Source organism: Candidatus Beckwithbacteria bacterium, assembly GCA_012797845.1.
In the GTDB taxonomy this organism is placed as follows: domain Bacteria; phylum Patescibacteriota; class Microgenomatia; order UBA1400; family UBA1449; genus JAAZOH01.
Map to the genome: position 1 here is coordinate 1 of JAAZOH010000001.1, position 24,619 is coordinate 24,619.

A 24,619-nucleotide genomic window follows, 5' to 3' on the forward strand; every position below is an offset into this window, starting at 1 on the left:
GGGTGTTTGCTCCAGTCTGGACTACTCTGTTTATTTTGATGGGTATGGCCTTATATCTTGTTTGGCAACAGGGCTTTGGAAAGAAAGAAGTCAAAAAAGCTTTGACTATTTTTGGAGTTCAACTCGTTTTAAATATTTTATGGTCTATACTATTTTTTGGACTCAGAAATCCCTCGTTAGCTCTAGTTGATATTGTTCTGCTGTGGGTGCTCATTTTAGCAACGATGCTAAGCTTTGCTAAAATCTCAAAACCAGCGGCTTGGCTCCTTATTCCCTACCTAGCCTGGGTTAGCTTTGCCAGTATTCTAAATTTTGCGATTTGGAAGCTGAACTTTTAGAATTGAAAAAATAGAAGACTTGTTAAAATAAATATGTATTTTTTTCAGTTACATTGAGTTTAAGACGGAAGATTTTTTGATATTTAGCTTCTAAAGAATCTTTAAGCTGATCGAGACTCTCGCGTTTGATAGTACTGCCTTTAGGGATTTTGATATCCAGCGTAGCTGTAAGCAGCTCTTGTTTTACTTCACTATCTGAAGCAGATTCCAAGCTTTGAGATGTCAAGGCTAAGGAGCCAATGTCAGCATTAGGAAACAGAGCAATAATCCCCTTTTGAATATCTTGTTTGATTTGGTCCTGCTCTAAATCTGGCTGGGATTTAAGCTTAATCCGGGAAATAATTTCTAAATCGAGCTCAACAGCTTGTTTAGTTTGGTTTGCTAAAATCTGTTCTAATTCGCTTCGTTGATTTTCAGTAATTTGGATACTCGGATCAGCTCGAATGACTGCTGCTGCTACCCAAACACCAGTGTCACTGTCTTGAATAATACTTAGAGAATCAATAGTAAGAGAGGCATTAAGTTTTGATAACTGCGTTTGAAAAATCTTAGTTAGTTGGGTTTTAACCGAACCAGTTTCAAGATCTTCTTGGCTGACTAAAGCAATCGTATGCTGAATGCGTAGATTGAGATTAATATTCCTTCCCAAAGCTGATTTAAGTTGGTCGATAATAGCTTCTTTTTGCTGATAATCAATGGCAATATCTTCCGGGACTAAAACTTCAGCCTCAATATCAATAGCGTCTGGATCGGTTTTAGATTTTAAACTCATACTGACACTATCAAGGCTAATAGCTGGGGAAATTTTAGCAAAACGTTGTTCTAGAACTTGTCTGGTGGTTTGATATGCTTCAGATTTAAAAGTGTAATTTTTGAGCAACAAAATCAAAGGCAAAGCTGTAATTATCAAGGTAATACTAACTATAATTAGACCATTGCGCTGAAATTGAGAATTACTGGTTCTTTTGATCCCTACTAAATAAAACATTAAAACTGAAATAAAAATAATCGAAATCACATTGGCAAAAAAGAGCATTAAGCCACCTAAAAAAGTTGCCGAACTAAAAAGAGCCAAACCAATCCCACTGACACAAAGTGGTGGCATTAAAGAAGTAGCAATGGCAACTCCGGCTAAACTATCTGAAATCTTACTTTGGACAATAGCTAGGGCAGCTACACCTCCAGCTACCAGAGCTACAAAGATATCCAGTAGAGTTGGGTTGGTCCGAGCCAGAATTTCGTAGTTAATGCCTTTAATAGGAGAAATGAGGGTAATAGCAAAAGCGCTAAAAAAAGTGATTGCAATAGCAACGAGAAGTAAAGTAACAGCCTGTTTGACATAGTTGGGGCGACTATAAGAAATACCCAGAGAAATTTTAACCAGTGGCCACATAAGCGGCGAAATGAGCATACCACCAATAATGACAGCCGGTGTATTTAAAAGTAATCCTAAAGTACAAACAATACTTGAACCAATCAGTAAAACCAAGAAGCTGAAAGAAAACTGGTTATTAGTTTGAACTTTATGAATAACTTCAACTTCATCCACATCGCGAGTATCGTTAGTAAAAGCTAAAGGCAATTTTAAAAACATACTTTTATTTTATGAGTTTTAGAATGATTTGACAAACCAAAACTTTGAGTTATAATGAATATATATTCATTAATAAAAGGAGGTGATAGATATGCCAGGATTTGATCAAACCGGACCTACTGGTCAAGGACCTATGACTGGTCGAGGTATGGGCTTTTGCAGTTGGGGGTATGGTCGAGGCTTTGGCCGCCGAGCCGGTCGAGGTTTAGGTAGACTATTTGGTGGATTTTGGGGTTTCCCAAGTCAACCCACTAAAAAACAACAGCAAGAAGATTTAACCGAATATAAAAAAGCTTTGCAAGAAGAACTAAAAATGGTTGAGGAAGCTGAGGCTGATTTGGCCTAAACCTTATTAAATGCTACCCTTGCTTTTATAGGCAAGGGTAGTTATTTGTATAATAATATAGCTTATGTCTAGACCGAGACGACCTCGCCAACTCTTTTTTGAACCACAAACCTATTACTTTAAGCCTCAAGGTATTCCTTTGCGTTTACTGGATGAAGTGGTGCTAAGTAGTAGCGAACTAGAAGCTCTTAAGTTGCATGATGTTGATGGCTTGGATCATATGCAAGCAGCTGCTAAAATGGGAATCTCACAACCAACCTTTGGTCGCGACTTAGATCGAGCGTATAAAAAGATTGCCCAAGCAATTATTAGCGGTAAAGCTATTAAAATCGAATATCAAAAAGATGAATAAAATTAGTATCATTACTCTATTGGTAGCAATAGGAGTGTATCTTTTTTCGCCTTTAGCTTTAGCGGTTCGAGCTCAAGGTCTAGATACTATTGAAGGTGAAGTAATTGAGGTTTTAGAAGAAAAACAAATTGAAACTTCAATTGGTGCACAACCATATCAAAAACTACAAGTAAAACTGACTTCTGGCTCTCAAAAAGACCAGAAAATTATTATCGAACATGGCCAAATCCCTTCAGCAACAACCCAGCTTTATCATATTGGTGATGATGTAGTTATTAGTGTGAGCCAGGATATTAATGGTCAAAACCATTATGTGATTGCTGATTTTGTCCGACGGGATGTACTGCTGTTTTTATTTATTATTTTTGTAGTAGTAACAGTAGTAATTGGCCAGCTCAAAGGTTTAACTTCGCTTTTAGGTATGATTTTTTCCTTTGGTATTATTTTCAGTTTTATTCTGCCTCAAATCATGCATGGGGCTAATCCGGTTGTTATTGCGATTGTAGCTTCCATTGCTTTGGTGCCAATCACCTTTTTTCTATCCCATGGTATTAATCAGAAAACTTTAATTGCTATTGCTAGTACTTTTGTAGCCCTACTTATTACTGGGATTTTGGCAACTATTTTTATTGATGCGGCTAAGTTAACCGGTTTTGCTTCTGAAGAAGCTGCTTTTTTGCAAGTAGCTGCTGGCGGCACAATTCCCATTAAAGGTTTACTACTAGCTGGAATTATTATTGGCTGCTTGGGAATTTTGGATGATATTACGGTCTCTCAAGCTGCAGTAGTAGCTCAGCTAAAGCAAGTTAATGCCAAGCTAAGCCCTTGGCAACTGTATCGCCAAGCGATGGTGGTTGGCCAAGATCATATTGCTTCAATGGTTAATACGTTAATTTTGGTATATACCGGAGCTGCTTTACCGCTACTACTGCTGTTTACCACTAATCCTCAACCCTTTGCCCAGGTTATCAATTATGAATTATTGGCTGATGAGATTATCCGGACTTTAGTTGGGAGTATTGGTTTAATTTTAGCTGTACCAATTACAACATTTTTAGCTGTTAATATCGCTTTTAGCAAAAGGAGGTAAACTATGAAAATTATCAAAATCGGAGCAGTTTGGTGCCCGAGTTGTTTAGTCATGAGACCTCGTTGGCAAGAGATTGAAATGGAGCTACCAGAATTAGAGACTGAGTATTTTGATTTTGATCAGGATGAGAGTAAAATCAAACCGTATAATGTCACGGAAGGCAAGTTGCCGGTTTTTATTTTTTTAGATAAAAATGGGAAAGAACTGACTAGAGTCCAAGGCGAACCTTCAAAACAGGAACTGCTCAAATTAATTGGGCAATACAAAAATAAATAAACAACAAACAACAGCTATGTTGAAAAAGATTTTTAGCGTTTTATTGCTAATGCTATTTTTTGTTTTAAGCACAACTGTTATTTGGGCTACTGAAGTCTCTGAAAAAACAGTGATAATTCATTTGTTTTATTCAGAAACCTGCCCGCACTGTAAAGCCGAAGAAATTTTTTTAGATGGGTATAGTAAAGCACATCCAGAGGTTGCTATTAAACGCTATGAAATTACCAGAAGTGCTCAAAATCAAAAACTATTTCAAGCAATTGGCCAAGTTTTGCAGGCTGATATTTCTGGTGTGCCGTTTACTGTTATCGGCAATCAGTACTTTACTGGTTATCTAGATGATGAGGTAACTGGGGCAGAAATTGAAGAACTAGTTGCAGCTGCACAAAACGATGCTAACTATCAGGATGTGATTGGTCTACTGGAACAAGAACTCAACAAACCTCAAGCTAGTGCTACTCCAACTCCACAGCCAAAATCTAGCAAGGATAGTATTACTATCCCAATTTTAGGTAAGGTCAATATAAAAACTTTTTCGTTACCAGTTCTTACTTTTATTATTGCACTACTTGATGGATTTAATCCCTGTGCTATGTGGGTTCTACTCTTTTTGATTTCTATGTTGTTGGGGATGGATGATAGGCGACGGATGTGGGTTTTGGGACTGACCTTTATTGGAGCTTCAGCATTAGTTTACTTTTTATTTTTAGCAGCTTGGCTTAATTTATTCCTATTTATTGGTTTTATTTTCTGGGTACGGATCATTATTGCTATAGTGGCAATCTCTTTGGGAGCAATGCAACTACGCAGTTATTATAAAAATCGTGATGGTGGTTGCGAAGTAGTTGATAAGAAAAAACGCCAAAAATTATTTGCTCAAATAAAACATATTACCCAAGAAAAAACATTTTATTTAGCTATTGGTGGGATTATTCTTTTGGCTTTTGCTGTCAATTTAATTGAACTAGTTTGTTCAGCGGGTCTACCAGCTATTTATACCAATGTTTTGGCTATGAGCCATTTGCCATGGTGGCAGTACTACGCCTATTTGGTTTTTTATATTATTATTTTTATGCTGGATGATATGGTGATTTTTGTTATTGCCATGAAGACATTGCACGCTGTTGGGATTGAAAGTAAATATGCTCGCCTTTCCAAACTGATTGGCGGAACAGTGATTTTTCTAATTGGGATTTTAATGCTTTTTAAACCTGAACTACTGATGTTTGGGTAAAAGTTCTATTTAATGGTGGTCACTACGATCTTCTTGAGCTTCTTCAGCTGCTCTTCTCATTAACTCTGCAACACTAACTCCTTGTTTTTCAGCTAATTCTTGTAAATGCCTGTTAGCTAGTGAATTTGGATCATCATCTTTGTCAGCTGGTGTTTGTGGTTCCAATCTAGTCTTTTCTGGATCTTGATCGTCTTCATTATCAACAAGTTTGAGAAAGTCTGATTGAGTTGGTGTTTCTTCCGTCATGTACTTATTATAACAAAAGTCTATTTATATTTATAAACTTCTTCCCAACTTTGTTTACCTGGGTTATAAGTAGTCAAAACCTTGTCAAAATACTGGTCATAATTACCGATATCGTGCTGGCGAGAAATGTAGTAAAAAGGTCGATCAAAGTTCAAACTATCACTATTTCTCAAATTCATTAAATCAAAGTAGCCAGTTTGAACATTTAAACTACCAAAGTAATAGGCGGTAAGAGCACTTTCAGGATTACCAGTATTAGGAGCAAAAGCTAGATAAATTGGTCCATCTTTGCTTAATCGGTCTAGAAAATGCTTAACTTGGTTGACGCTGTAACCAGCAGTAATATCACTTACATAGCTACTGGATTGAGAAACTTGGGGTGAAACCTGGTCTAGAAATTGAAAATATTTGAGAGGGTTAGTCAGCAATAAAAAAGAAATATACACAGGAATTAAAAACATGACTGAAGTTAAAAGCAATAAAGCCTTAGATTTATGAGCCAAGAATACAAAACCATAACTTGCCATCAATAAGATTAGAGGTAAAACCGGGACCAAATAACGAGGTTGAACTTGTTTGGCTGAAACAACTACCAAACTAATTCCCACTAAAATCCAAACTATTAAACCCCATTTTTTCTCCTTAGCTTGCTGCCACAAACCAAGAATAGTTAGTAAAACGATAGGTATCCCCAGTTGCCACAAGCCGATTTGAGCAGCATTACAAACATTATGTGTAAGAGTAGCTATCGATAATTGAGATAAAGCCAAACTATATCTCGAATTTAAAATGAAAACCTGCTTAAAATTTGGCAGCAGAGCCAGTAAAATTGGTACAGTGGTAAATAGACTAAACCAGACAATAATACCCAAAGCCGTTAACTTATTAATCTGCCCTTTGGTTTTAGTTTTGTTTAAGATTAAAACGATTAAAGTGCTTATAAAAAAAATAGCTACGGTTAATTTGGTTAAAAGACCTGTTATTAAAAGTAATGTTATACCCACAATCGGCCATAATTTTTTATTTTTAAAATAAATTGTTAAAAAATAAAATAGCCAAATACTGAGCATGACCAGGCTACTTTCTACTAAAGCTTGACGGTCAAAAAATAGGAAGATAGGAGTAATGGTATATAAAGAAGCTGGTATGAGAGAAACAGGGAAGGAGAATAATTTTTTACCAAGTTGATACAAACCTAAAAAGGCTAAAAACCCAAATAGGATTCCCACTACTCTACCAGCTACTAACGGATCAGGAATGATTTTATTCATCCAGCCATACAGCCAAAAAATTAGCGGTGGTTTGCCATCATACAAACTGTAAAAAGCCAAACCGGGTTGGCTGGTCATACGCTGGCCCCAATCCAAATAAATCGCTTCATCATTAAAAATTGGTAAAAACGTCAAGTTATATAATCTAGTTAAAAAGAAAAAGAAAATAAGAATAGGGAGAAGATACGGTCTAAAACTTTTCATCGCAAAAGCCATGCATTTATTATACCTGGTCAAGATCATTTTTAAATTCTGGACAGGTAAAACCTATCTTGTTATACTGCCCGTATGCAAAGCAAACAAATTGACCAAAGCCACTACGTGATCCGGATTGCCCGAGGTGAAAAAATTGTAGAAACGCTCAAAGATTTTTGTCTCAAAAATAAAATTCAGGGTGGCTTTTTCTATGGAGTTGGGGCTTGTGATCAGGTTGAGCTAGCTCACTATGATGTAGCCAAACAAAAATACTCTTCTAAAACATTTGCTCAAGCTTTAGAGCTAGCTAATATTACTGGCAGCATCGGTCAAGAAAAAGATCTGATTATTCATGCTCATGCGGTTTTTGCTGATACAGCTATGAAGCCTTTAGCTGGACATTTAGTTGAGGCAACTGTTTCCGGAACAGCTGAGATTTATTTGACAGTTTTGCCAACTTTAACTAAAAAACCAGATGCTGAAACTGGGCTTAAGCTGTTTGATTTAGAAGCCTAACTTCTTTTTTTCTAAAACTTTAGGAGTACATATATTTTATACATATGGATCAAATGGTTGTGCAGAATTTCCAATGCTTGGATATACAAGTTTTCCATATTATCAATTCCTGGCCGCACTCGTTTTTGCTTAATAGCATCGCTTTACTGATTCACTTTCTGACCTATGGTGGAGTAGTGCTCTTGGTTTTACTTTACTTAGAGTGGCAGACTAAAAATCCTAAAAAACAATTACTGAGCAAATTGGGCTTATATGCTTTTTTGCTGATCAATTTATTAACAGAGATTATTTTAAAATTTTCAGTTAGACGTTTACGACCTTATGACAGTTTAGATCAAGTGTATATTGTTTTACCAAAACCAGGTGGCTTTTCCTTTCCCTCAACTCAGACTGCCCTGGCTTTTTCTTTAGCCACACTTTTTTTGCTAATTTTCCCAAAAAAGATTGTCAGCTATATAATTTTAGGCTTAGCAATTCTGACCGGCCTAGGCCGGATTTATATGGGGCATCACTATCCCAGTGATGTTTTTTGTGGTGCTATATTAGGTATTTTTATTTCATTTTTACTTAGAAAAGTAGTTACGTCTTGATTGCTGGGAAATTCATGGTACTATGATAACACGGTGAGACAAACAAAACCAAAAACTGCAAAGCCTTGCGGTTTTGGTTTTGTTTTAATTTTAAATTCTTTTTCTTCCCAAATTTAAAACAAGCTGATTTTCTAAAATAAGAAGTGTATTTACAATATCAAACTCCTACTTGAAAAGTAGGAGTTTTTTGTTAGGATAAAATTATGTTGCAAATTTCCAAACGTAGCCAATACGGTATTTATTTTTTATTGGCTTTAGCTATCAAAAAAAATCTTATTTCAATTCGGCAAATTAGCCAAGAATTACGATTGCCATATCGGTTTTTGTCTCAAATTGCTGCTGATTTAAGAAACAAGCATATTGTCATGAGTAAAGAAGGTAGTCGGGGCGGTTATAGCTTAGCTAAAAAACCAAGTGATATTTCCTTACTAGCTGTAGTAGAAGCCTTGGATGCTCCAGTGGGTCTAATTGATTGTCAGTTAGAAAAGGGTTGTAATCGGGCTGGTCATTGCAAATTTAGAAAGCAATGGGATGTGGTGCGAAATGATATTCAAAATTCGCTGGATAAATACAACTTACAAGATTTTTTAGATTAAGTATTACAAAATAAAAAAATAATATGCTAGATGTACAAAAGCTTCGCCAAGATTTTCCAATTTTTCAAAGAACCATGAACGGTAAGCCATTGGTTTATTTAGATAGTGGAGCAACCACTCAAAAACCGCAGCAAGTTATTACTGCTGTTAGCAACTACTACCAGCAGCATAATGCTAATGTTAATCGAGGAGTGTATGAGCTGGCTGAGGAATCAACCCAGATGTATGAAGCAGCTCGGCAAGCTGTAGCTCAATTTATTGGAGCCAAAGCTACTGAAATTATTTTTACCAGAAATACGACCGAAAGCCTCAACTTACTGGCTTATGCATGGGGACTAGCTCATTTAAAGACTGGTGATGAAATTATCGTTTCTTTGATGGAGCATCATTCCAATATTGTGCCTTGGCAAATAATAGCAGCTCAAACCAGAGCTAAACTCCTTTTTGTAGGGCTTACTGAAGATGGTGAGCTAAATTTAGGTCCCAAACCTGGTGGCTTAAATCACTTGCTTAGCAAAAAGACAAAAATAGTCAGTCTGACCCATATTTCCAATGTCTTAGGAACGATCAATCCCCTAGCCCAGATCTTTAAAAAGGTGAAACGGTTTAACCCCAATATTATCTGTATAGCTGATGGAGCTCAGAGTGTGCCTCATATGCCTGTTAACGTGGCTAGCTTGCATGCAGATTTTTTAGCTTTTTCCGGTCATAAAATCTGTGGGCCGATGGGAATTGGAGTGCTGTGGGGTAAGGAGGAACTTTTAGAAACTATGCCACCATTTTTAGGTGGAGGCGATATGATTAAAGCGGTCTATCTTGATAAAGCTGAGTATAAAGACCTGCCTCACAAATTTGAAGCTGGCACACCCAACGTAGCTGGAGCAGTTGGTTTAAAAACTGCTTTGGAATACATTCAAACTATTGGTATTGAGGCTATTGCTAGTCATGAACAAGAATTAGTTAACTATGCTCTTGCCCAACTTAAGAAAGTTACAGAAGCAATAGTGTACGGACCAGATAATCGCAGTGGCTTAATAGCCTTTTCTTATAAAGGTGTTCATGCTCATGATGTGGGACAAGTTTTAGCCAATGATGGAATTGCAGTTCGGTCTGGCCAGCACTGCACTATGCCGCTTCATGAACACTTGTCTTGTTTAGCTACCACCAGACTATCTTTATATATATACAACAGCAAAAATGATATTGACCAGCTCATGACCAGCTTAGAAAAAGTTAAAAAAGTTTTTAGTATTTAAGGAGTAATTATGGATATTTACCGTAATGATTTAGTAAAGCTTTTCAAAAATCCGCACAACTTTGGCACCATGAAACAGGCTGATATTACTATTGATGATGTCAATGTTAACTGTGGTGACCAGATCAAAATGCAGGTTAAGTTGGACAAAGCTGGCAAAAAAATTACTGATATTAAATTTGTTTGTTTTGGTTGTCTGGTTTGTGTGACGGCCACCTCGGTTTTAACAGATATGGTTAAAGGTAAAACGGTGGAAGAAGCTAAAAAAATTACTATGGCCGATTTGCAAAAAGCACTCAATATTAAAATCGGGCCAGGGAAATTTAACTGCATTAATTTAGGACTTAATGCTTTGGTAGGAGGATTGAAAAAATATGAAAATGGGAGTAAAAAATAAAAGAGCAAAATTTAAATTTTATGAAAAAAATGACTAATAAAAAAATCAGCAAAACTCAAAATATAGCTCAAATCGCTCAGCAAAATCCTGAAGCTGTCCATAAACTGGTCAGTGATTACGGCTTGCACTGTTTGGGTTGTCCGATGGCAGCTTTTGAAAGTTTAGAAGAAGGAGCTCAAGCTCATGGCATGAGCGCTGAAGAAATTGATAGCATGATAGAAGAGCTTAATAAAAAGAAATAATGCTTCCAGCTACCTTAGTTACTACCCAGTTAATAGATCGATACCAGCTTTCAGCTAGTTGTGTAGAACTGACTTTACTATTATCTAAACCAGTTCGATTTGAACCTGGCCAATATCTCAATTTACAACTCGAGCAGTTTCGAGCTTACTCAGTTGCCTGGCAAGCTTCGGATTTGCGAACAATCAAGCTCTGTATTGATACAAGTAGTGCTGGGATTGGATCTAGTTTTGCTGCTACTGCTCCACTTGGGACTAAAACCCCAGCTCTTATGCCCATGGGTAAATTTTTATTGTCAAATAAAGATATGCCTACTCTATTTATTGCTACCGGAGTTGGTATTGCCCCCTTTCGGTTTATGTTGTCAGTCTTACGGAGTAAACAGCCAATCACATTAATTTGGGGACTACGTCATGATAAGGACATTTTTTGGCAGGATGATTGGGAACATTTGACCAAGCGATTATCACATTTTTCCTATCAACTTTGTTTGTCAAAAGAAAATAAAAATCCTTACTACTATGGTCGGGTCACTAATTGGCTCAAAGAACAAGTAAACTTTTCTAATCATCAGGTATATATTTGTGGCAATCGAGCTATGATTGATGAAGTTAAGCAGATTTTAATTGCAAAACAAATTGCCGAGGACAATATCTATACAGAAAAGTTAAACTAAATAGTATGACTGATTACGACATTAGTATTGACCAAAAAAAATGTATTGCCGCGGCTTCGTGTGTGGCGGTAGCTATGAATACCTTTAGCTTAAATCAAGACAACGTAGCTGAGGTTATCAACGAAACAGGCGATAGTAGTGAGCTTATCTTGCTAGCAGCCCAATCCTGTCCTACCCAAGCTATTATTTTGAAAGAGAAAAAATCAGGTCGGCAAATCTGGCCAAAGGCCTAATTTTGCATTCTTACCCTTGACAAGAACAGGCATTTTCCTCTAGTATGAAGCCACACCTCTGTTTAACAGAGGAACTAAGCAAGCAAACACGTATTCTCGGGGGGAGGTGATATTAAATGGCCTACAAATTTACTAATTCTAAGAATGTAGATTACTATCTACACTACCGAGATGTTACCCTTCGTGGTGGCAGACAACAACGGATTTACTTTTTTGCCCGAGAAGTTCGCGATAATGCTCTGGATGCAGTTCCAGCTGGCTATAAAGTCGTTGAAACTGAGAGAACTGGCATGCCAGTTTTGAAGAAAGCTAACTAATCCGTCTTTGTCGGAAAAAGACAACAATCCTTAAGTCTCAAACTTAGGGATTGTTTTTTTATGCGGAGATTTTGCTAATTTTTTTATGAAACCTAATTCGGAGTTTGTTAAAAACTGTGCTCCAAAAATTACCAAAATACACCCAGGAAACTAAGAGTAAAGTGATAATAATAATAGCGTCATAGGATTTGCGAACCCAGTAATTATCTCGTAGATAAATCCACATTCCAAATTCATCAAACGCCCAACCCAAGCCCAAGCCATACAAAATAGCTGTTTGTTTAGGATGTTTATGATGATAATCATTTAAAGCGGCAAAACCAGCAATGGCTAGCAAAATCACCCCCAGGACAAAATGGTGGATATGACCACCACTCGTACTAAGCAGTGACAAAACTGAAACATGGGGAAGAAAATAAACGTAGATTCTAGCCAAGACAAAGATAAATAAAAACGAATACAATACCCAAAACATCAGCTCCTGCTGTTTGGCCACTACCATTTTTTTGTAGACTGAGCGGAAGATTTTTTTAAATATCTTCATAAAATACCAATTTTAGTTTATACTGCAAAAACTTATTGTACTATATTGCTTAATTATGCCAGAACTTCCAGAGGTTGAAACCCTGACCAAACAGCTACGAACCGTTTTGATTGGCAAAACTATTACCAAGATTACAGTGTATCGAGCTAAAAATTTTGTTGGCTCTGTTACACTACTCAATCAGCAAACAGTTGAAAGTATTAGTCGCCGCGCCAAAATTATCATATTCCACTTTCAAAATCCCTGGCCAGTTCTGCTAGTCCATTTAAAAATGACTGGTCAGCTCATTTATGTAGGTGATAGCAAAAAAGGTAAGAAAGCAAAAAAAATTGTAGGAGGTCATCCAACCTTGGATTGGATCAATGCACTGCCTAGTAAACATACCAGAGTTCAGATTAGTTTTTCCGACAAAAGCCAACTATTTTTTAATGATCAGCGTACCTTTGGTTGGCTCAAAGTTGTACTAAACAAAAAACAGCTGGATCAGGAACTGGCTAATTTTAGTCCAATTGAACCGCTCAAAAAATCGTTTACTCCTGCTTATTTAGCCCAAATGCTTGCTAAATCCAGTCGGCCGGTCAAGATTGTCATTATGGAACAAAAACTACTGGCAGGAGTTGGCAATATTTATGCCAATGACGGTTTATGGTTAGCCAGGATTGATCCCCGTCGGCCAGCTAATAGTTTAAATAAATCTGAGATTAAAAAATTACATGACAGTTTAAATACAGTTATTGCAGCCGGGATTGCTCATGGTGGAGCCTCAGAAAGTACCTATAAGCAGTTGGATGGGATGTTGGGCTCATATCAAAACCATTTTCTAACCTATAAAAGAGATGGCCAAGCTTGTTCCCATTGTGGGACGAAACTTGTTAAAATACAGCTAGGAGGTCGAGGCACCTTCTTTTGCCCGCACTGCCAGAAATAGGACATTATGCGCTTGCAATCCTTACAACTTCACAACTTTCGTTCATATACACAGCAAAGTTTTGCTTTTAGTAAAAATGCCGCAGTTTTAATTGGACCCAATGCTATTGGCAAAACCAATGTGGTTGAAGCTGTGACTTTACTGGCGATTGGAAAAAGTTTTCGAGCCGGTCGTGATGAAGAAATGGTGCACTTTGGCGAAGACTTTGGTAGGGTGAGTGCTGATGTTGATGGTCAGAGTTTAGAAATAGTTTTAACCAGAGGCCAATGGCAGGGTAAAAAAGTAGCTAAAAAACGGTTTTTGTTAAGTGGGGTAGCTAAGCGGCGTAAAGATTTTATCGGCAGACTGAAAATAGTTTTGTTCCAACCTCAAGATATTGATTTAGTTTTAGGTAGTCCTAGTCGGCGTCGTGATTATTTAGATATGGTTTTGTCCCAAATTGATAGTGAATATGATCGGTCACTGCTGTCTTATCAAAAAGGGGTGCGTCAACGCAACAAACTTTTGACTGCTATCTCTGAAGGTAGAGCCAAAATAAGTCAGTTGGAATTTTGGGATCGGCTCCTAGCCAAAGATGGTGAAATAATTAGTCAAAAACGGGCTGATTATCTAGACTTTTTGAATCGTTTGGCTGCTCAAGCTTCCTTTCGACATCAACTGCTTGGTACTAATGGTAATGATGATTTATTGCCGGAATTTAGCTTTGCCTATAAACCAAACCGGATTTCTTTGCAGCGGCTTAAAAATCACCAAGCTGCTGAGGTGGCTACTGGCGTGACTTTAGTAGGGCCGCACCGTGATGATTTTACTTTTATGCACCAGCATGACAGTGAAGAGCCAACAGCTTTAGCTACCTATGGATCTCGAGGTGAACAGCGGATGTCAGTTTTAGCGCTAAAATTAGGGGAACTGACTTTTGTCAAAACTAAAACTCAGGAAGAACCAGTGTTGCTGCTAGATGACATTTTTTCCGAGCTGGATCATCCACATCAAGAAATTGTGTTGCGAATTATTGGCAAGCAGCAAACTATTATGACAACCACCGATCTTAAACTGTTTGGCAAAAAAATGCTGGCCGATTTACAGGTGATACAATTGTAAAATGTGTTAAAGCTAGTTAGAATTTTTCCCTGAAAATTATGGAATACGTTGAGGCTGCTTTTTTACAAAAATTAAAACTACCCAACAAAGACTCTCATAAAGGTCAGAATGGACGACTGACTATTGTTGGCGGTTCAAAACTTTTTCATGGAGCTTCACTATGGGCTTTAGTTGTTGCTTCCCGGATTGTTGATATGGTGTACTACGCCTCGGTAGTTGAAAACCAAAAACTGGTCGAACATCTTGAAAAAAATCTCTATGCTTTTATCAATATTCCTCTAGGTAAAGAAGCCGACTATATTACTGAATCCGATGCGGTATTAATTGGGCCTGGCATGGTACGAGGAGATGCTAATTTTACCGGAACTGGCGAAACTGGTGAAGAAACTAAAAAAACTGTTTTACAACTACTGAAACAATTTCCAGATAAAAAATGGGTGCTTGATGCCGGAGCTTTGCAGGTTATCAACCCTGAAGTATTACAATCTTTAAATCAGGTTATTATTACTCCGCATCATAAAGAGTTTAAAACTTTATTTGAACTTGAAGCCCAAGATGAAACTATTATGCAAATGGCTCAGACTTATAATTGCACTATTTTATTAAAAGGCAAAGTTGACACTATTGTTTCTCCTGGTGGTCGAGTTATTTATAATCAAACCGGTAATGAGGGTATGACTAAAGGAGGCACAGGTGATGTGCTGGCTGGACTGGTAGCAGTACTAGCTTGTACTAATGATTTATTTACAGCGGCAGCTGCCGGAGCCTATATCAATGGTTTAGCTGGAGATAAACTTTACCAGACAGTTGGACCGCTTTTTAATGCGGATGATTTGGCTAAGATTGTACCCGAAATACTATGGCAGGAAATAAAAAAATAGGATATAAATATAAGATAATATGGCTAATCAAGAGTTTCAAAGAAGTAAACAGAGTGAAATTCCTGAACCTTCCCGATGTTTTATCCAAATAATTAATACTCCGGCTGGTTCAGCTCCAGAACATATTAGAGCCTTATGGAATGAAGTAATATTGCCTGCAATAGGGCCTATTAATCAACCATCAAAAAAACTTCACCCATTTGATCCATTAACTGGAGAGCCTATTGAAATTCAAGAGCCTGTCTATCGTGTGGGTTTTGAACAAGCAATGAGATGGGTAGTCAGAGAATTGCCAGAAGAAGAAGCACAAGAATTAGCTGACTGGTTTGTAGAACATGCTTACTTACCTAGTGGAATTGGGATAGATTTATTATTTAATGCCAGTGAAATAAAACATTTAGGCAAAATATCAGTTGAAGCTGATGGTTCAATAATCCTTTCTCCTGCTTGAAAATTTCCGCAAATAATGCAAGAATAAGATTGAGTATAGAGTAAACAGTATGCAGAAAACAGGGTTTACAAAACATAATTTCCCTGCATACTCCATTCTAAATACTGCCTACTAACGTGTTTGAACCAAAATTTAATATCAGCAACAAGTTACTTACCCATATTGGTAGTATTGAAGGCTCAAAGGCTGTCATTGACAGTGCTCCGCTGATTCCGGCTTGGGAAAAAACCTTTCAGCAAGATGCGACTATCCGGACGGTCCACTACGGTACTCATCTAGAAGGTAACGACTTATCGCTGTCCCAAGCCAAAATGATTTTTGAGAATTTGGAAGAAGGAGGCTTTCACAAATCAGCCAAAACCGTGGCTGCTCAAACTGGAGTGACAGCCCGAGATCGTGATATTCAAGAAATTTTAAACTACCGTAAGGTTTTGGAATATATTGATTCTTTAAAAGCAAACACTCAGCGTTTTACTAGGTATCTTGATGAAGAGATCAAACATATTCATAAACTGACCGTTGATAAAATTTTGGAACCAGAAAGAGCTGGGATTTACCGCCAAAGCCGAGTAGTAGTCAAAGATGCCGCTACAGGAGAAGTAACTTTTACGCCACCGAATCCAGTTGAAGTACCTTTTCAAATTGAACATTTTTTAGAATGGCTTAACTCTTTTGTCAGTAAAGATGTTCATCCAGTATTGCGAGCTGGTATTACCCATTATGAACTAGCTCGAATCCATCCGTTTGTCGATGGTAATGGCCGGGTAGCTCGGGCTATGGCTACTCTGGTTTTGCACCGTGAGAACTACGACATCAAAGGCTTTTTCTCTTTGGAAGAACACTATGATCAAAAACCAGGAGAATACTATCAAGCCTTGCAAAGCGTTACCAACAATAATGGTGATTTGACTGAATGGTTGGAGTATTTCTGTTTTGGTTTAGCTCAAGAATTGGAAGCAGTCAGGCAAAAGGTTAAAGAGCTTTCAATGGATGAACGGATGCTTAACCGCTTAGGCCAACAAATTTCTTTATCTGAACGGCAAATCAAACTGGTTGAGTTTATGCGAGAACACGAAGCTCTATTTATGAAAGATGCCATCAAAATTTTTCCTATGGTATCTGAGGATACTATTTTGCGGGAACTTAAGGGTCTTATTGAAAAAGAATTGGTAGAAAAGATCGGCAAGACAAAGGGAGCTTACTATGTGCTTAAACTCAGTTAACTTCAATTATAAACTAATTGCATAGTAACAAATCTTTGCTAACTTGATCTTTCACATTTTTTTCTTCGTTATTATTTATCTCAAGTACTTATTAGTACTATCGACAAATAATGCCTCGAAAAAAGTGTAAAATTTCAGCGTTATTGAAATATTTCTTACTATACAATTAGTTTATTAACAAATTATCCTGCCACCAAAACCTGTGAAATTTAACAACTTTGCGACTTATCTTCAAACCATTGAATCACTTGATTCAAGACTGGCTATGACCGAAGCACTGGCTCAGCTTTTTGCTAAAGCTGAAGCTTCTGAAATTGATCAAATCTGCTATTTGAGCCTAGGTATGCTTAAGCCCAAATTTATGGGTTTAGAGCTAAACTTAGCTGAAAAAATGATGTTGCGAGTTTTAGCCCAAGTGACTAATCAATCAGTTGAGGTAGTGACTAATGAATTTAAAACCCAAGGTGATATCGGTTTAACCATGCAAGCTCTGTTAGAAAAGAGGACTGCTATCCAATCTGATCTAACTGTTAGTCAGGTCTATGATCAGCTATGCCAGATTGCCCAAGAAGAAGGCGAGGGTAGTCAGGAACGTAAGATTGTTGGTATGACTAAGTTGCTTACCGGTATGGACAAGGTTAGTGCTAAATTTTTAGTCAGGATTCCAGTCAAAAAATTACGCTTGGGTTTTTCAGATATGACAATTTTGGATGCCCTGTCTTGGATGCAAACAGGGGATAAATCGCTTCGGTCGCCACTAGAAAGAGCCTACAATATTCGAGCTGATATTGGCCAGATTGCCCAAATTTTCAAGAAATCAGGTTTAGTTGGCGTGGAACAAATGACTCCTCAGACTGGTACGCCAATTGTACCTTGTCGAGCTACTCCTCTTCTTAATCCCCAAGAAATTCTAGACAAGATGGGTGGTGAGGCTGCGATGGAACCAAAATTTGATGGTTTTAGAGTCCAGATCCATATTGATAAAAGCAAACAGTTTAAATCAGAAACCGGAGTTGAACTGGGTTTATTTGAAACAAAGACAGAAAAAAGCTATGTCGAGATTTTTTCGCGCAATATGGAAAATATGACCTATATGTTTCCAGACCTAGTTGAAGCCTCGCAAAACTTACCTGTTGATTCAGCAATTTTAGATGGTGAAGCTCTAGCTTTTAACCCCCAAACTGGTCAAACTCTCGATTTTCAAGAGACAGTCAAACGCAAACGCAAACACAATATTGGCAAAGTTAAAGAAGAGATTCCCCTCAAAGCTTTTATTTTTGACCTACTGTATCTAAATGGTAAATCACTGCTTAGTAATGTTGAGCAAAAAAGGCGTCAGCAATTGGAACAGGTTTTTAGTAAAAACACTTCAAATCAATTGGTTTTGACGGAGCAAAAAATAGTTGATAACCCAGAAGATTTTAAAGCTTTTTTTAATCAAGTAGCTCAGGAAGGTTTGGAAGGGCTGATGGCTAAAAAAATCCAAGCGCCATATAAAGCTGGCGCTCGAGATTTCACCTGGGTCAAATATAAAATTGGCATGCAATCAGAAATGGCTGATACAGTAGATGCTATTGTCATGGGCTATTTCAAGGGTCAGGGCAAGTGGACTAAGTTTGGGATGGGTAAGATTTTAGTTGGTGTGCCCAGTAATGGTCAAATTATATCTTTATCTAAAGTTGGTTCTGGTTTTTCGGAAGATAAGATTGTTGAACTAGTTAAACGGAGTAAGGCGGTGGAAATTACTCATAAACCAACTGACTATGTAGTGGATAAAACTTTGATACCCGATGTCTGGCTTAAACCACAAATTTTAGTCGAAATCAGGGCTGATTCAATTTCCCGATCACCGCTTTATAAAACACAACTATCGCTGCGTTTTCCTCGTTTTATCAAATTTCGGGATGATAAGAGCGTTGATGAAGCCACTAGCTTGAAACAATTGCAAGCTATGGTCAAAGCGTCGGAGTAATAATTTTCCAAGCTCCATCAATTTTCACTAAAATTAGTTTCAAATGCTGCTCACCTTGTTTTTGAGAAACTTGAGTGTAATAAACTTCGTAGCCTTCGGAAACGTTATATGGTTTAAGCCCATCAGATGAAAGCGGAATAGCATTTTGGACACTAAAGTCCTGAATCTGGCCATAGGTATCTTCAAAATTTTTAATAAAGGTAGTTTTTTGCTGATTGGAAAGTTGGCTAATTTGATTGTTTTCATTATTTACCAATAAACTGGCAGCCTCTTGATTTTGATCATTTTTCCAATCTTTAAGCCAATTGTTGGTTGTAGTAAGAGGAGAATCAACCGTACAAGCAGTAAACAGCAATAGCGATAAAAAAATTAGCATAAGTTTTTTCATGCTAAAAGTATAGCAAACAAATTCCTCATTGACAGACACTGGGATTTTTAGATATAAAGTAAGCAATCTGCCTGCCCATAAAAATTACTATGAGTATGTTATTGGTGCAGGTTTTTTTAAAAAATCTCACTCTTGAGAGGAGGTGAAGCAACCCATGAAACAGTGGATGATTGTCGGTGCAATTATTGTGGTTTTAGTTGGAGCCTATCTCTGGAATCGCAGTCGTAATACAGATAACACTCAAGAAACTATCCCCCCAGTAGAAGAAATCATTACCCAGGAAGATGGTAGCGTGGTACGTAAAACCGGAGATACTATTCAACCATTGTCTGATGAAGAAATCGAAGCCAAAAAGAAGGAGATTAATGAACATCTAGCCAATCAACAAATCAAACCGCTAGCTGCAGTAGGAGGTCAAACTGGCAGTGGGACTACTGCCTCAACCTTTAGCGATGGAACATATTATCAGAAAATTATGGTTTCTAATCTTGCTGCTTTACAAAAAGGATACTATTACGAAGCCTGGCTTCAAAAAGATGATGGTACACACGTTTCAATTGGCCGGTTGCAAATGACTGACGGAAATGGTGAGCTCTATTACTCATCTAAGGATGATAAGACTGGCTACTCTCAAACCATTATTACTCGTGAAGTTGAAGATGGTAATAAAGAAATGGGAGCTGAAAAAGTTTTACAAGGTTAACCTCAAGATTCCTAAACCTGTCGACGAGGCTTGATCTTTAAAAAGATCTAGCCTCGTTTTTGTGTTAGACTTAAATAGTTTATTTTTATAAAAAAGCTATGCGCAAAATTAAACATATTGCTATTTTTGGAGGAGCTGAAGCAGCTGATGGATCGATACTCTATCAGGAAGTCTTTAATGTAGCTCAAACCTTAGCCGAACATGATTACACTATTGTTAATGGTGGAGGGCCAGGGGTGATGTTGGCAGCCACTCAAGGGGCGGAATCAGTTGGAGGTAAAACCTTATCAGTTACCTTTGACCCTAAAAATGCTCCAGGCTTTGAAGGACGGTATGTCAAAAACCAAACTGATAAAGAGATCAAAACTCATAACTATATTGAGCGGATGTTTACTTTAATGGAGCAAAGTGATTGCTATGTGATTTTTAATGGAGGAACAGGTACAATTTCCGAGTTTGGGACAGCTTGGTGTTTAGCTCGGCTTTATTATGGCCATCACAAACCGTTTATTTTATATGGTAATTTTTGGCATGATGTGATTGCTGCTTTTTATAAAAATATGATGATGCGAGCTAATGATGATAAGGTTTTTGAGATTACTAATTCCCCAGAAGAGGTCTTAAGAGCTATTAATTTATTTAATAAAGAGCGAGAAGAAGTCAAACTAAAATATCCTAAAAGTAAGGTTGATAAAAAATATACACGGTAGAAATCAGAATTTAAAATTGGGAAAAAATAAATTTGTGTCATCCTGAGTGCAGCGAAGGATCTAGTTAAACAAAAGATTCTTTGTTCTCCGCCAGCTGGCGGATTCACTCAGAATGACACAAAAAACTTATGCTCTATCTTGCTACTGATCATCGAGGACTCAAGCTAAAAAACCAGCTTAAAGCTTGGCTGGCTTCCAAAAAAATTGAATATAAAGATTTAGGGGCTTATGAGCTTGATCCTGATGATGATTATCCTGATTTTGTTACATTACTTACTGCTAAAATTTTAGAAGATCCTCAAAATCGAGGGGTGCTATTTTGTGGGTCTGGAGCCGGAGTATGTATCGCTGCTAATAAAACTAAAGGAATTAGGGCAGCCATTGGTTTTACTCATCAGCAAGTAGCTAGTTTTACGGCTCATGATCATGTCAATGTTTTATGCATTGCTGCTGATCATATTAAAAAATTTAAATGCTTTCAGTTGGTAAAAACGTTTATAAACACTTCTTATTCTGAGGAAGAACGGCATGTGCGGCGGTTGGGGAAAATCGAAGATTTATAGTATTGTCATTCTCAATGTGGCTGTAAGCTAACATCAGAGTCTTTTTAATCAACGGTGTTATTTTACAAAAGCTTATGCGGTTCAAGATTATTTTCTCTCTTGATACAACTCATTCATTCTAAGATAAAACCTAAGTAATTCTTGTTTTCTTTCCTCTTTTTTATCTTTTGTTTTAGCTCTATTTATTATTTGATTATATTCAGTTAAAGTGTATGTTATAAATCTTTGGAGAAAGCCCTCTTTACTTACTTCAGTTTCTTCTGGATTTTCTCTTAATAATTGTGCTAAAAGATGAGATATATCTTCACCCGATGAAGCTAAGCAATAAAAAAACCTTAATTTTTGACCACCTATTGTAAATTGGTCGCAACCACTCATGCCAAAATGAGGGTTCCAAAACATGCTTCCTAGAGTTACAGAGACATCTTGCGTGTCTTGTTGTTCATGGATAGATAAAACATCATCAGCAAACTCTTTTGCCTGAGCAAAGCTTTGTAAAGCTACTAGGTTGTATTCTGGTGAAGTACCTGGCTCAATATAGAAATTTGGTTTATCTGGATGAGACATTTTTTACAATCTGGACAAGAAGATTTGAGATTTGTTAAATTTGGAGGAATTATCTTCTTCTTCTTCTTTGTCAAGAATGATAAGATGAAATATAGAATTATTTATAATTTATCTGCCTTGTCATTTGGGTTGTAAGCAGAGAAAGATCCTTCGCTTACGCTCAGGATGACACTACATATATGAAAAGAGTTGGTATAAATGGTTTTGGCCGCATTGGCCGTTTAGCTCTTCGAGTCATTATGGAAAAATATAGTGACCAAATCGAAGTACCTATTATCAATACTTCCGGCAAAATGGATGCTAAAGGCTGGGCTCATATTTTTGAATTTGATACTATGTATCGCCGGTTTCATGGCAGCGTTGAGGTAGAGGGTGAAGATACGATGATTATTAATGGCCATCGGATTCATATTCATGGCGATAAAGAACCAGCCAATATTCCTTGGGGTGATTATCAAGTAGAAACGGTCATCGAATCGACCGGGGCTTTTACTGATGAAGAAGGTTTGCGTAAACATTTGCGAGATGGAGTAAATCGGGTAGTTTTATCGGCTCCAGCCAAAGGTGGAGATATCCAAACAGTAGTATTGGGAATCAACGATCAAGAGGCCGAAGGCAAACAGCTTTTATCTAATGCTTCATGTACAACCAACTGTGTCTCACCGGTGACTCAAGTTATTTTAGATAAGTTTGGGATCGAAAAAGCTGCCATGACCACGGTGCATGCCTATACTTCAGATCAGTCATTACACGATGGTTCGCATCGAGATTTACGCCGGGCTCGAGCAGCAGCTCAAAATGTGATCCCAACTTCAACTGGAGCAGCGATTGCTACCACCGAAGTAATCCCTCAGCTTAAGGATAAATTTGATGGCATTGCTATTAGAGTGCCAGTGGCTACTGGTTCACTGACTGATTTTACTTTTATTGTTTCAACCAGAACTACGGTTGAAGAAGTTAATAATGCTTTTAGCGAAGCTTCGGAAAGTGAACGGTTTAAACACTATCTATGGGTAACCAAAAAACCAATTGTATCTTCGGATGTAATTGGTTGTGAGGCCTCAGCTTTAGTTGATCTGTCTTTAACTCAAGTGATTGATGGTGACTTAGTCAAAGTCTATGCCTGGTACGACAATGAATGGGGTTACACTAACCGACTGGTTGAACAGCTGCTAAAATAAGCCTTAATGAAAGATGTACACATTGGTTCAGCCAAGTTATTAACTTGGCTGAACCATCTCTTAGTTTTTACTTCTATTTTTTTTCTGTTTTTGTATCCGGTTTTAGATGCTGATCTAGGTTGGCATTTACGTTACGGTGATTACTTTTGGCAGCACGGTCAAATTTTAAAAGCCAATACTTTTTCTTTTCAAATGCCCAATTTTATCTGGGCCAACCACTCTTGGGGGTTTGATATTATCAGTTCCTTATTATTTAAACTAGGTAGTTTTCAATTGCTTTCTATAATTGGTTCCTTATTGATTGCTGGCAGTTTGTATCTTTGCTATCTAACTCTTGCCAAAAAAGAATTAGCCGCACTGATGGTTTTAATCTTTTGGGCCTTTAATGCTCCACTGCTAAACTTAGGTTATAAGAGCAAGTTGGTCAGCTTATTTTTTACCTGCTTACTTTGGTTTTTTTTGAAAAACTATCAAGCCAACTTTAAAAAAATCTATCTTTACCTCATTCCGCCACTATTTCTACTTTGGACTAATATTCATGGAGAGTTTGCGATTGGATTTCTGATACTGGCTGTTTTTTTGCTACCGCTTTTATATCAGGACAAAATCAAAAAAAAGCAAAGTAAGTTGATTATTGCAACTATAGCTCTATCAGGAGCAGTAACTTTTTTAAACCCCTATTTTTATCAGTTACACCTAACAGCTATTGCTCATCTTAGTTCACCTAGTTTTTCGCAAATTTATGAGTGGCAGCCCTTACCGCTTTCAACGCCACTGATGATAGCTTTTTTAAGCTATAGCTTCTTATTTTGGCTTACAGCAAAAAAAAGCCAAAAAACGTATATTGGAGAATTTTTAGTATTGGCAATTATCAACCTTATGGCGTTAAAAGCCCGGCGTTTTATCCCTTTATTTTTATTACTTTCCTTACCACATTTTATTAACTGCTTATCGCTATCAATTTCTAAAGCATATGTAAAGTTGATTAACATAGGATTGCTATTAACTATCACTATTTATGCTTTGTTATTTCATCTACCAAAGCAAAATATTTTAGCCCAAAACTGGGCTAGCTACTGTAATACTGAAGTTTTGTGCAGCGAAGGTCTTATTAGCTTTTTACAAGAAAATAAAATCAAAGGTAAAATTTTTAATGCCTACCGTCTCGGTGGCTATTTAGAATACCGCTACCCGCAAGTGCCAATGTATATTGATGGACGGATGACAGTATGGCGAGATCAAAATGGTCAAGAACCGTTTAGCGACTATGCCAAAATGGTGTATACTCAGCCTGGTTGGCGGGAACTTTTTATGGCTCAAGATTTTGATTTTGCCATTTTGAATAAACCTTACCCTTTGACTAAAATGTTAGTAGAACAAGAATATTGGTTGATTATGTATGAAGATGAAAAATTAGTTGTTTTAAAAAATCCAAAAACATAATACTAATTGTCGTTTTAAGCAAAATCGAAAAATCTTTTAGCAAGATTTCTCAACAAGTTTAAAATGACAAAAACAAATGTCTAAAAACTCAAAAGCCAAAGTTATGTTAATTATCCGCGATGGTTGGGGTTATCGCCACTCTTGCGAGCTTAATGCTATTTGCGAAGCTAAGCCCAGTTTTGATAGTAGGCTTATGCAGCAA

Annotated in this window: 32 protein-coding genes; 26 read left to right on the plus strand and 6 right to left on the minus strand. The window is 37.2% G+C overall.

What is annotated here, in order from left to right:
- A partial coding sequence (locus tag GYA49_00005; protein NMC35407.1) for a tryptophan-rich sensory protein occupies nucleotides 1-338 on the plus strand: 338 nt, incomplete at its 5' end.
- Between the two features lie 22 nt (nucleotides 339-360).
- Here GYA49_00005 and GYA49_00010 read toward each other — a convergent pair.
- On the minus strand, nucleotides 361-1,932 hold the full coding sequence (locus GYA49_00010) for a DUF389 domain-containing protein (protein NMC35408.1): 1,572 nt from the start codon (nucleotides 1,930-1,932) through the stop codon (nucleotides 361-363).
- Between the two features lie 91 nt (nucleotides 1,933-2,023).
- Here GYA49_00010 and GYA49_00015 point away from each other — a divergent pair, with 91 nt between their 5' ends.
- From GYA49_00015 to GYA49_00035, 5 genes are all read left to right on the plus strand, one after another.
- The gene (locus tag GYA49_00015; protein ID NMC35409.1) at nucleotides 2,024-2,278 is read left to right on the plus strand and encodes a DUF5320 domain-containing protein; all 255 of its coding nucleotides are present in this window, start codon (nucleotides 2,024-2,026) and stop codon (nucleotides 2,276-2,278) included.
- A gap of 64 nt (nucleotides 2,279-2,342) precedes the next feature.
- Nucleotides 2,343-2,630 carry a DUF134 domain-containing protein gene (locus tag GYA49_00020; GenBank protein NMC35410.1) on the plus strand — a complete coding sequence of 96 codons (288 nt, stop codon included), beginning with the start codon at nucleotides 2,343-2,345 and terminating at the stop codon, nucleotides 2,628-2,630.
- Nucleotides 2,623-3,720, plus strand: a complete 1,098-nt coding sequence (locus GYA49_00025; protein NMC35411.1) for a YibE/F family protein — start codon at nucleotides 2,623-2,625, stop codon at nucleotides 3,718-3,720. The genes GYA49_00020 and GYA49_00025 overlap by 8 nt, the downstream gene beginning before the upstream one ends.
- 3 nt (nucleotides 3,721-3,723) lie before the next feature.
- Complete coding sequence (locus GYA49_00030; GenBank protein ID NMC35412.1) at nucleotides 3,724-3,996, plus strand: thioredoxin family protein; 273 nt, start codon at nucleotides 3,724-3,726, stop codon at nucleotides 3,994-3,996.
- A 16-nt stretch (nucleotides 3,997-4,012) separates the two neighbouring features.
- Entirely contained in the window at nucleotides 4,013-5,230 is a 1,218-nt protein-coding gene (locus GYA49_00035; GenBank protein ID NMC35413.1) for a hypothetical protein, read from the plus strand.
- A gap of 9 nt (nucleotides 5,231-5,239) precedes the next feature.
- Here the strand turns inward: GYA49_00035 and GYA49_00040 are convergent, their stop codons facing one another.
- Together GYA49_00040 and GYA49_00045 are read right to left on the minus strand one after the other, a co-directional pair.
- Entirely contained in the window at nucleotides 5,240-5,476 is a 237-nt protein-coding gene (locus GYA49_00040; GenBank protein ID NMC35414.1) for a ribbon-helix-helix protein, CopG family, read from the minus strand.
- A 20-nt stretch (nucleotides 5,477-5,496) separates the two neighbouring features.
- Nucleotides 5,497-6,963, minus strand: a complete 1,467-nt coding sequence (locus GYA49_00045; protein NMC35415.1) for a glycosyltransferase family 39 protein — start codon at nucleotides 6,961-6,963, stop codon at nucleotides 5,497-5,499.
- 72 nt (nucleotides 6,964-7,035) lie between these two features.
- Here GYA49_00045 and GYA49_00050 point away from each other — a divergent pair, with 72 nt between their 5' ends.
- The 9 genes from GYA49_00050 to GYA49_00090 all read left to right on the plus strand — a co-directional run bounded on the left by GYA49_00050 (nucleotide 7,036) and on the right by GYA49_00090 (nucleotide 11,762).
- Nucleotides 7,036-7,458: a DNA-binding protein gene (locus GYA49_00050; protein NMC35416.1), complete on the plus strand. Its 423-nt coding sequence runs from the start codon at nucleotides 7,036-7,038 to the stop codon at nucleotides 7,456-7,458.
- Between the two features lie 44 nt (nucleotides 7,459-7,502).
- Nucleotides 7,503-8,048, plus strand: coding sequence for a phosphatase PAP2 family protein (locus GYA49_00055; GenBank protein ID NMC35417.1), 546 nt, complete (start codon nucleotides 7,503-7,505; stop codon nucleotides 8,046-8,048).
- A 203-nt stretch (nucleotides 8,049-8,251) separates the two neighbouring features.
- Nucleotides 8,252-8,644, plus strand: coding sequence for an Rrf2 family transcriptional regulator (locus tag GYA49_00060; protein ID NMC35418.1), 393 nt, complete (start codon nucleotides 8,252-8,254; stop codon nucleotides 8,642-8,644).
- A gap of 23 nt (nucleotides 8,645-8,667) precedes the next feature.
- Nucleotides 8,668-9,900, plus strand: coding sequence for a cysteine desulfurase (locus GYA49_00065; protein ID NMC35419.1), 1,233 nt, complete (start codon nucleotides 8,668-8,670; stop codon nucleotides 9,898-9,900).
- A 9-nt stretch (nucleotides 9,901-9,909) separates the two neighbouring features.
- On the plus strand, nucleotides 9,910-10,296 hold the full coding sequence (locus tag GYA49_00070) for an iron-sulfur cluster assembly scaffold protein (GenBank protein NMC35420.1): 387 nt from the start codon (nucleotides 9,910-9,912) through the stop codon (nucleotides 10,294-10,296).
- A gap of 29 nt (nucleotides 10,297-10,325) precedes the next feature.
- The gene (locus GYA49_00075; GenBank protein ID NMC35421.1) at nucleotides 10,326-10,538 is read left to right on the plus strand and encodes a DUF1858 domain-containing protein; all 213 of its coding nucleotides are present in this window, start codon (nucleotides 10,326-10,328) and stop codon (nucleotides 10,536-10,538) included.
- Complete coding sequence (locus tag GYA49_00080) at nucleotides 10,538-11,212, plus strand: hypothetical protein (protein NMC35422.1); 675 nt, start codon at nucleotides 10,538-10,540, stop codon at nucleotides 11,210-11,212. Before GYA49_00075 ends, GYA49_00080 begins: the two co-directional genes overlap by 1 nt.
- Before the next feature lie 5 nt (nucleotides 11,213-11,217).
- Nucleotides 11,218-11,445, plus strand: a complete 228-nt coding sequence (locus tag GYA49_00085) for a ferredoxin (GenBank protein ID NMC35423.1) — start codon at nucleotides 11,218-11,220, stop codon at nucleotides 11,443-11,445.
- 116 nt (nucleotides 11,446-11,561) lie between these two features.
- Nucleotides 11,562-11,762, plus strand: a complete 201-nt coding sequence (locus GYA49_00090; GenBank protein NMC35424.1) for a hypothetical protein — start codon at nucleotides 11,562-11,564, stop codon at nucleotides 11,760-11,762.
- A 58-nt stretch (nucleotides 11,763-11,820) separates the two neighbouring features.
- On the opposite strand, the gene GYA49_00095 is transcribed toward GYA49_00090, so the two are convergent.
- A complete protein-coding gene (locus GYA49_00095; protein ID NMC35425.1) occupies nucleotides 11,821-12,306 on the minus strand; it encodes a hypothetical protein in 486 nt (161 codons plus the stop codon).
- Between the two features lie 55 nt (nucleotides 12,307-12,361).
- On the opposite strand from GYA49_00095, the gene mutM reads away from it, so the two are divergent.
- From mutM to GYA49_00125, 6 genes are all read left to right on the plus strand, one after another.
- Nucleotides 12,362-13,234: a bifunctional DNA-formamidopyrimidine glycosylase/DNA-(apurinic or apyrimidinic site) lyase gene (gene mutM / locus GYA49_00100; protein ID NMC35426.1), complete on the plus strand. Its 873-nt coding sequence runs from the start codon at nucleotides 12,362-12,364 to the stop codon at nucleotides 13,232-13,234.
- 6 nt (nucleotides 13,235-13,240) lie between these two features.
- Nucleotides 13,241-14,335: a DNA replication/repair protein RecF gene (locus tag GYA49_00105; GenBank protein NMC35427.1), complete on the plus strand. Its 1,095-nt coding sequence runs from the start codon at nucleotides 13,241-13,243 to the stop codon at nucleotides 14,333-14,335.
- Between the two features lie 38 nt (nucleotides 14,336-14,373).
- Nucleotides 14,374-15,216: an NAD(P)H-hydrate dehydratase gene (locus GYA49_00110; protein ID NMC35428.1), complete on the plus strand. Its 843-nt coding sequence runs from the start codon at nucleotides 14,374-14,376 to the stop codon at nucleotides 15,214-15,216.
- 19 nt (nucleotides 15,217-15,235) lie between these two features.
- On the plus strand, nucleotides 15,236-15,667 hold the full coding sequence (locus tag GYA49_00115; GenBank protein ID NMC35429.1) for a hypothetical protein: 432 nt from the start codon (nucleotides 15,236-15,238) through the stop codon (nucleotides 15,665-15,667).
- Between the two features lie 116 nt (nucleotides 15,668-15,783).
- A complete protein-coding gene (locus GYA49_00120; GenBank protein NMC35430.1) occupies nucleotides 15,784-16,890 on the plus strand; it encodes a Fic family protein in 1,107 nt (368 codons plus the stop codon).
- Nucleotides 16,891-17,092: 202 nt separating this feature from the next.
- On the plus strand, nucleotides 17,093-18,862 hold the full coding sequence (locus GYA49_00125) for an ATP-dependent DNA ligase (GenBank protein ID NMC35431.1): 1,770 nt from the start codon (nucleotides 17,093-17,095) through the stop codon (nucleotides 18,860-18,862).
- Here the strand turns inward: GYA49_00125 and GYA49_00130 are convergent.
- The gene (locus tag GYA49_00130) at nucleotides 18,846-19,250 is read right to left on the minus strand and encodes a hypothetical protein (GenBank protein NMC35432.1); all 405 of its coding nucleotides are present in this window, start codon (nucleotides 19,248-19,250) and stop codon (nucleotides 18,846-18,848) included. The genes GYA49_00125 and GYA49_00130 overlap by 17 nt on opposite strands.
- Nucleotides 19,251-19,404: 154 nt before the next feature.
- Between GYA49_00130 and GYA49_00135 the strand changes: the two genes are divergently transcribed.
- The 3 genes from GYA49_00135 to GYA49_00145 all read left to right on the plus strand — a co-directional run bounded on the left by GYA49_00135 (nucleotide 19,405) and on the right by GYA49_00145 (nucleotide 21,226).
- Nucleotides 19,405-19,953 carry an anti-sigma factor gene (locus GYA49_00135; GenBank protein ID NMC35433.1) on the plus strand — a complete coding sequence of 183 codons (549 nt, stop codon included), beginning with the start codon at nucleotides 19,405-19,407 and terminating at the stop codon, nucleotides 19,951-19,953.
- Nucleotides 19,954-20,051: 98 nt separating this feature from the next.
- Nucleotides 20,052-20,663 (plus strand): hypothetical protein, encoded by a 612-nt coding sequence (locus GYA49_00140; protein ID NMC35434.1) that lies wholly within the window; start codon nucleotides 20,052-20,054, stop codon nucleotides 20,661-20,663.
- A gap of 128 nt (nucleotides 20,664-20,791) precedes the next feature.
- Nucleotides 20,792-21,226, plus strand: a complete 435-nt coding sequence (locus GYA49_00145; protein ID NMC35435.1) for an RpiB/LacA/LacB family sugar-phosphate isomerase — start codon at nucleotides 20,792-20,794, stop codon at nucleotides 21,224-21,226.
- A gap of 87 nt (nucleotides 21,227-21,313) precedes the next feature.
- On the opposite strand, the gene GYA49_00150 is transcribed toward GYA49_00145, so the two are convergent.
- A complete protein-coding gene (locus GYA49_00150) occupies nucleotides 21,314-21,793 on the minus strand; it encodes a hypothetical protein (protein NMC35436.1) in 480 nt (159 codons plus the stop codon).
- Between the two features lie 179 nt (nucleotides 21,794-21,972).
- Here GYA49_00150 and gap point away from each other — a divergent pair, with 179 nt between their 5' ends.
- On the plus strand, nucleotides 21,973-22,974 hold the full coding sequence (gap, locus tag GYA49_00155; protein ID NMC35437.1) for a type I glyceraldehyde-3-phosphate dehydrogenase: 1,002 nt from the start codon (nucleotides 21,973-21,975) through the stop codon (nucleotides 22,972-22,974).
- 6 nt (nucleotides 22,975-22,980) lie between these two features.
- Nucleotides 22,981-24,417 carry a hypothetical protein gene (locus GYA49_00160; GenBank protein NMC35438.1) on the plus strand — a complete coding sequence of 479 codons (1,437 nt, stop codon included), beginning with the start codon at nucleotides 22,981-22,983 and terminating at the stop codon, nucleotides 24,415-24,417.
- The last annotated feature ends 202 nt before the right edge of the window (nucleotides 24,418-24,619 follow it).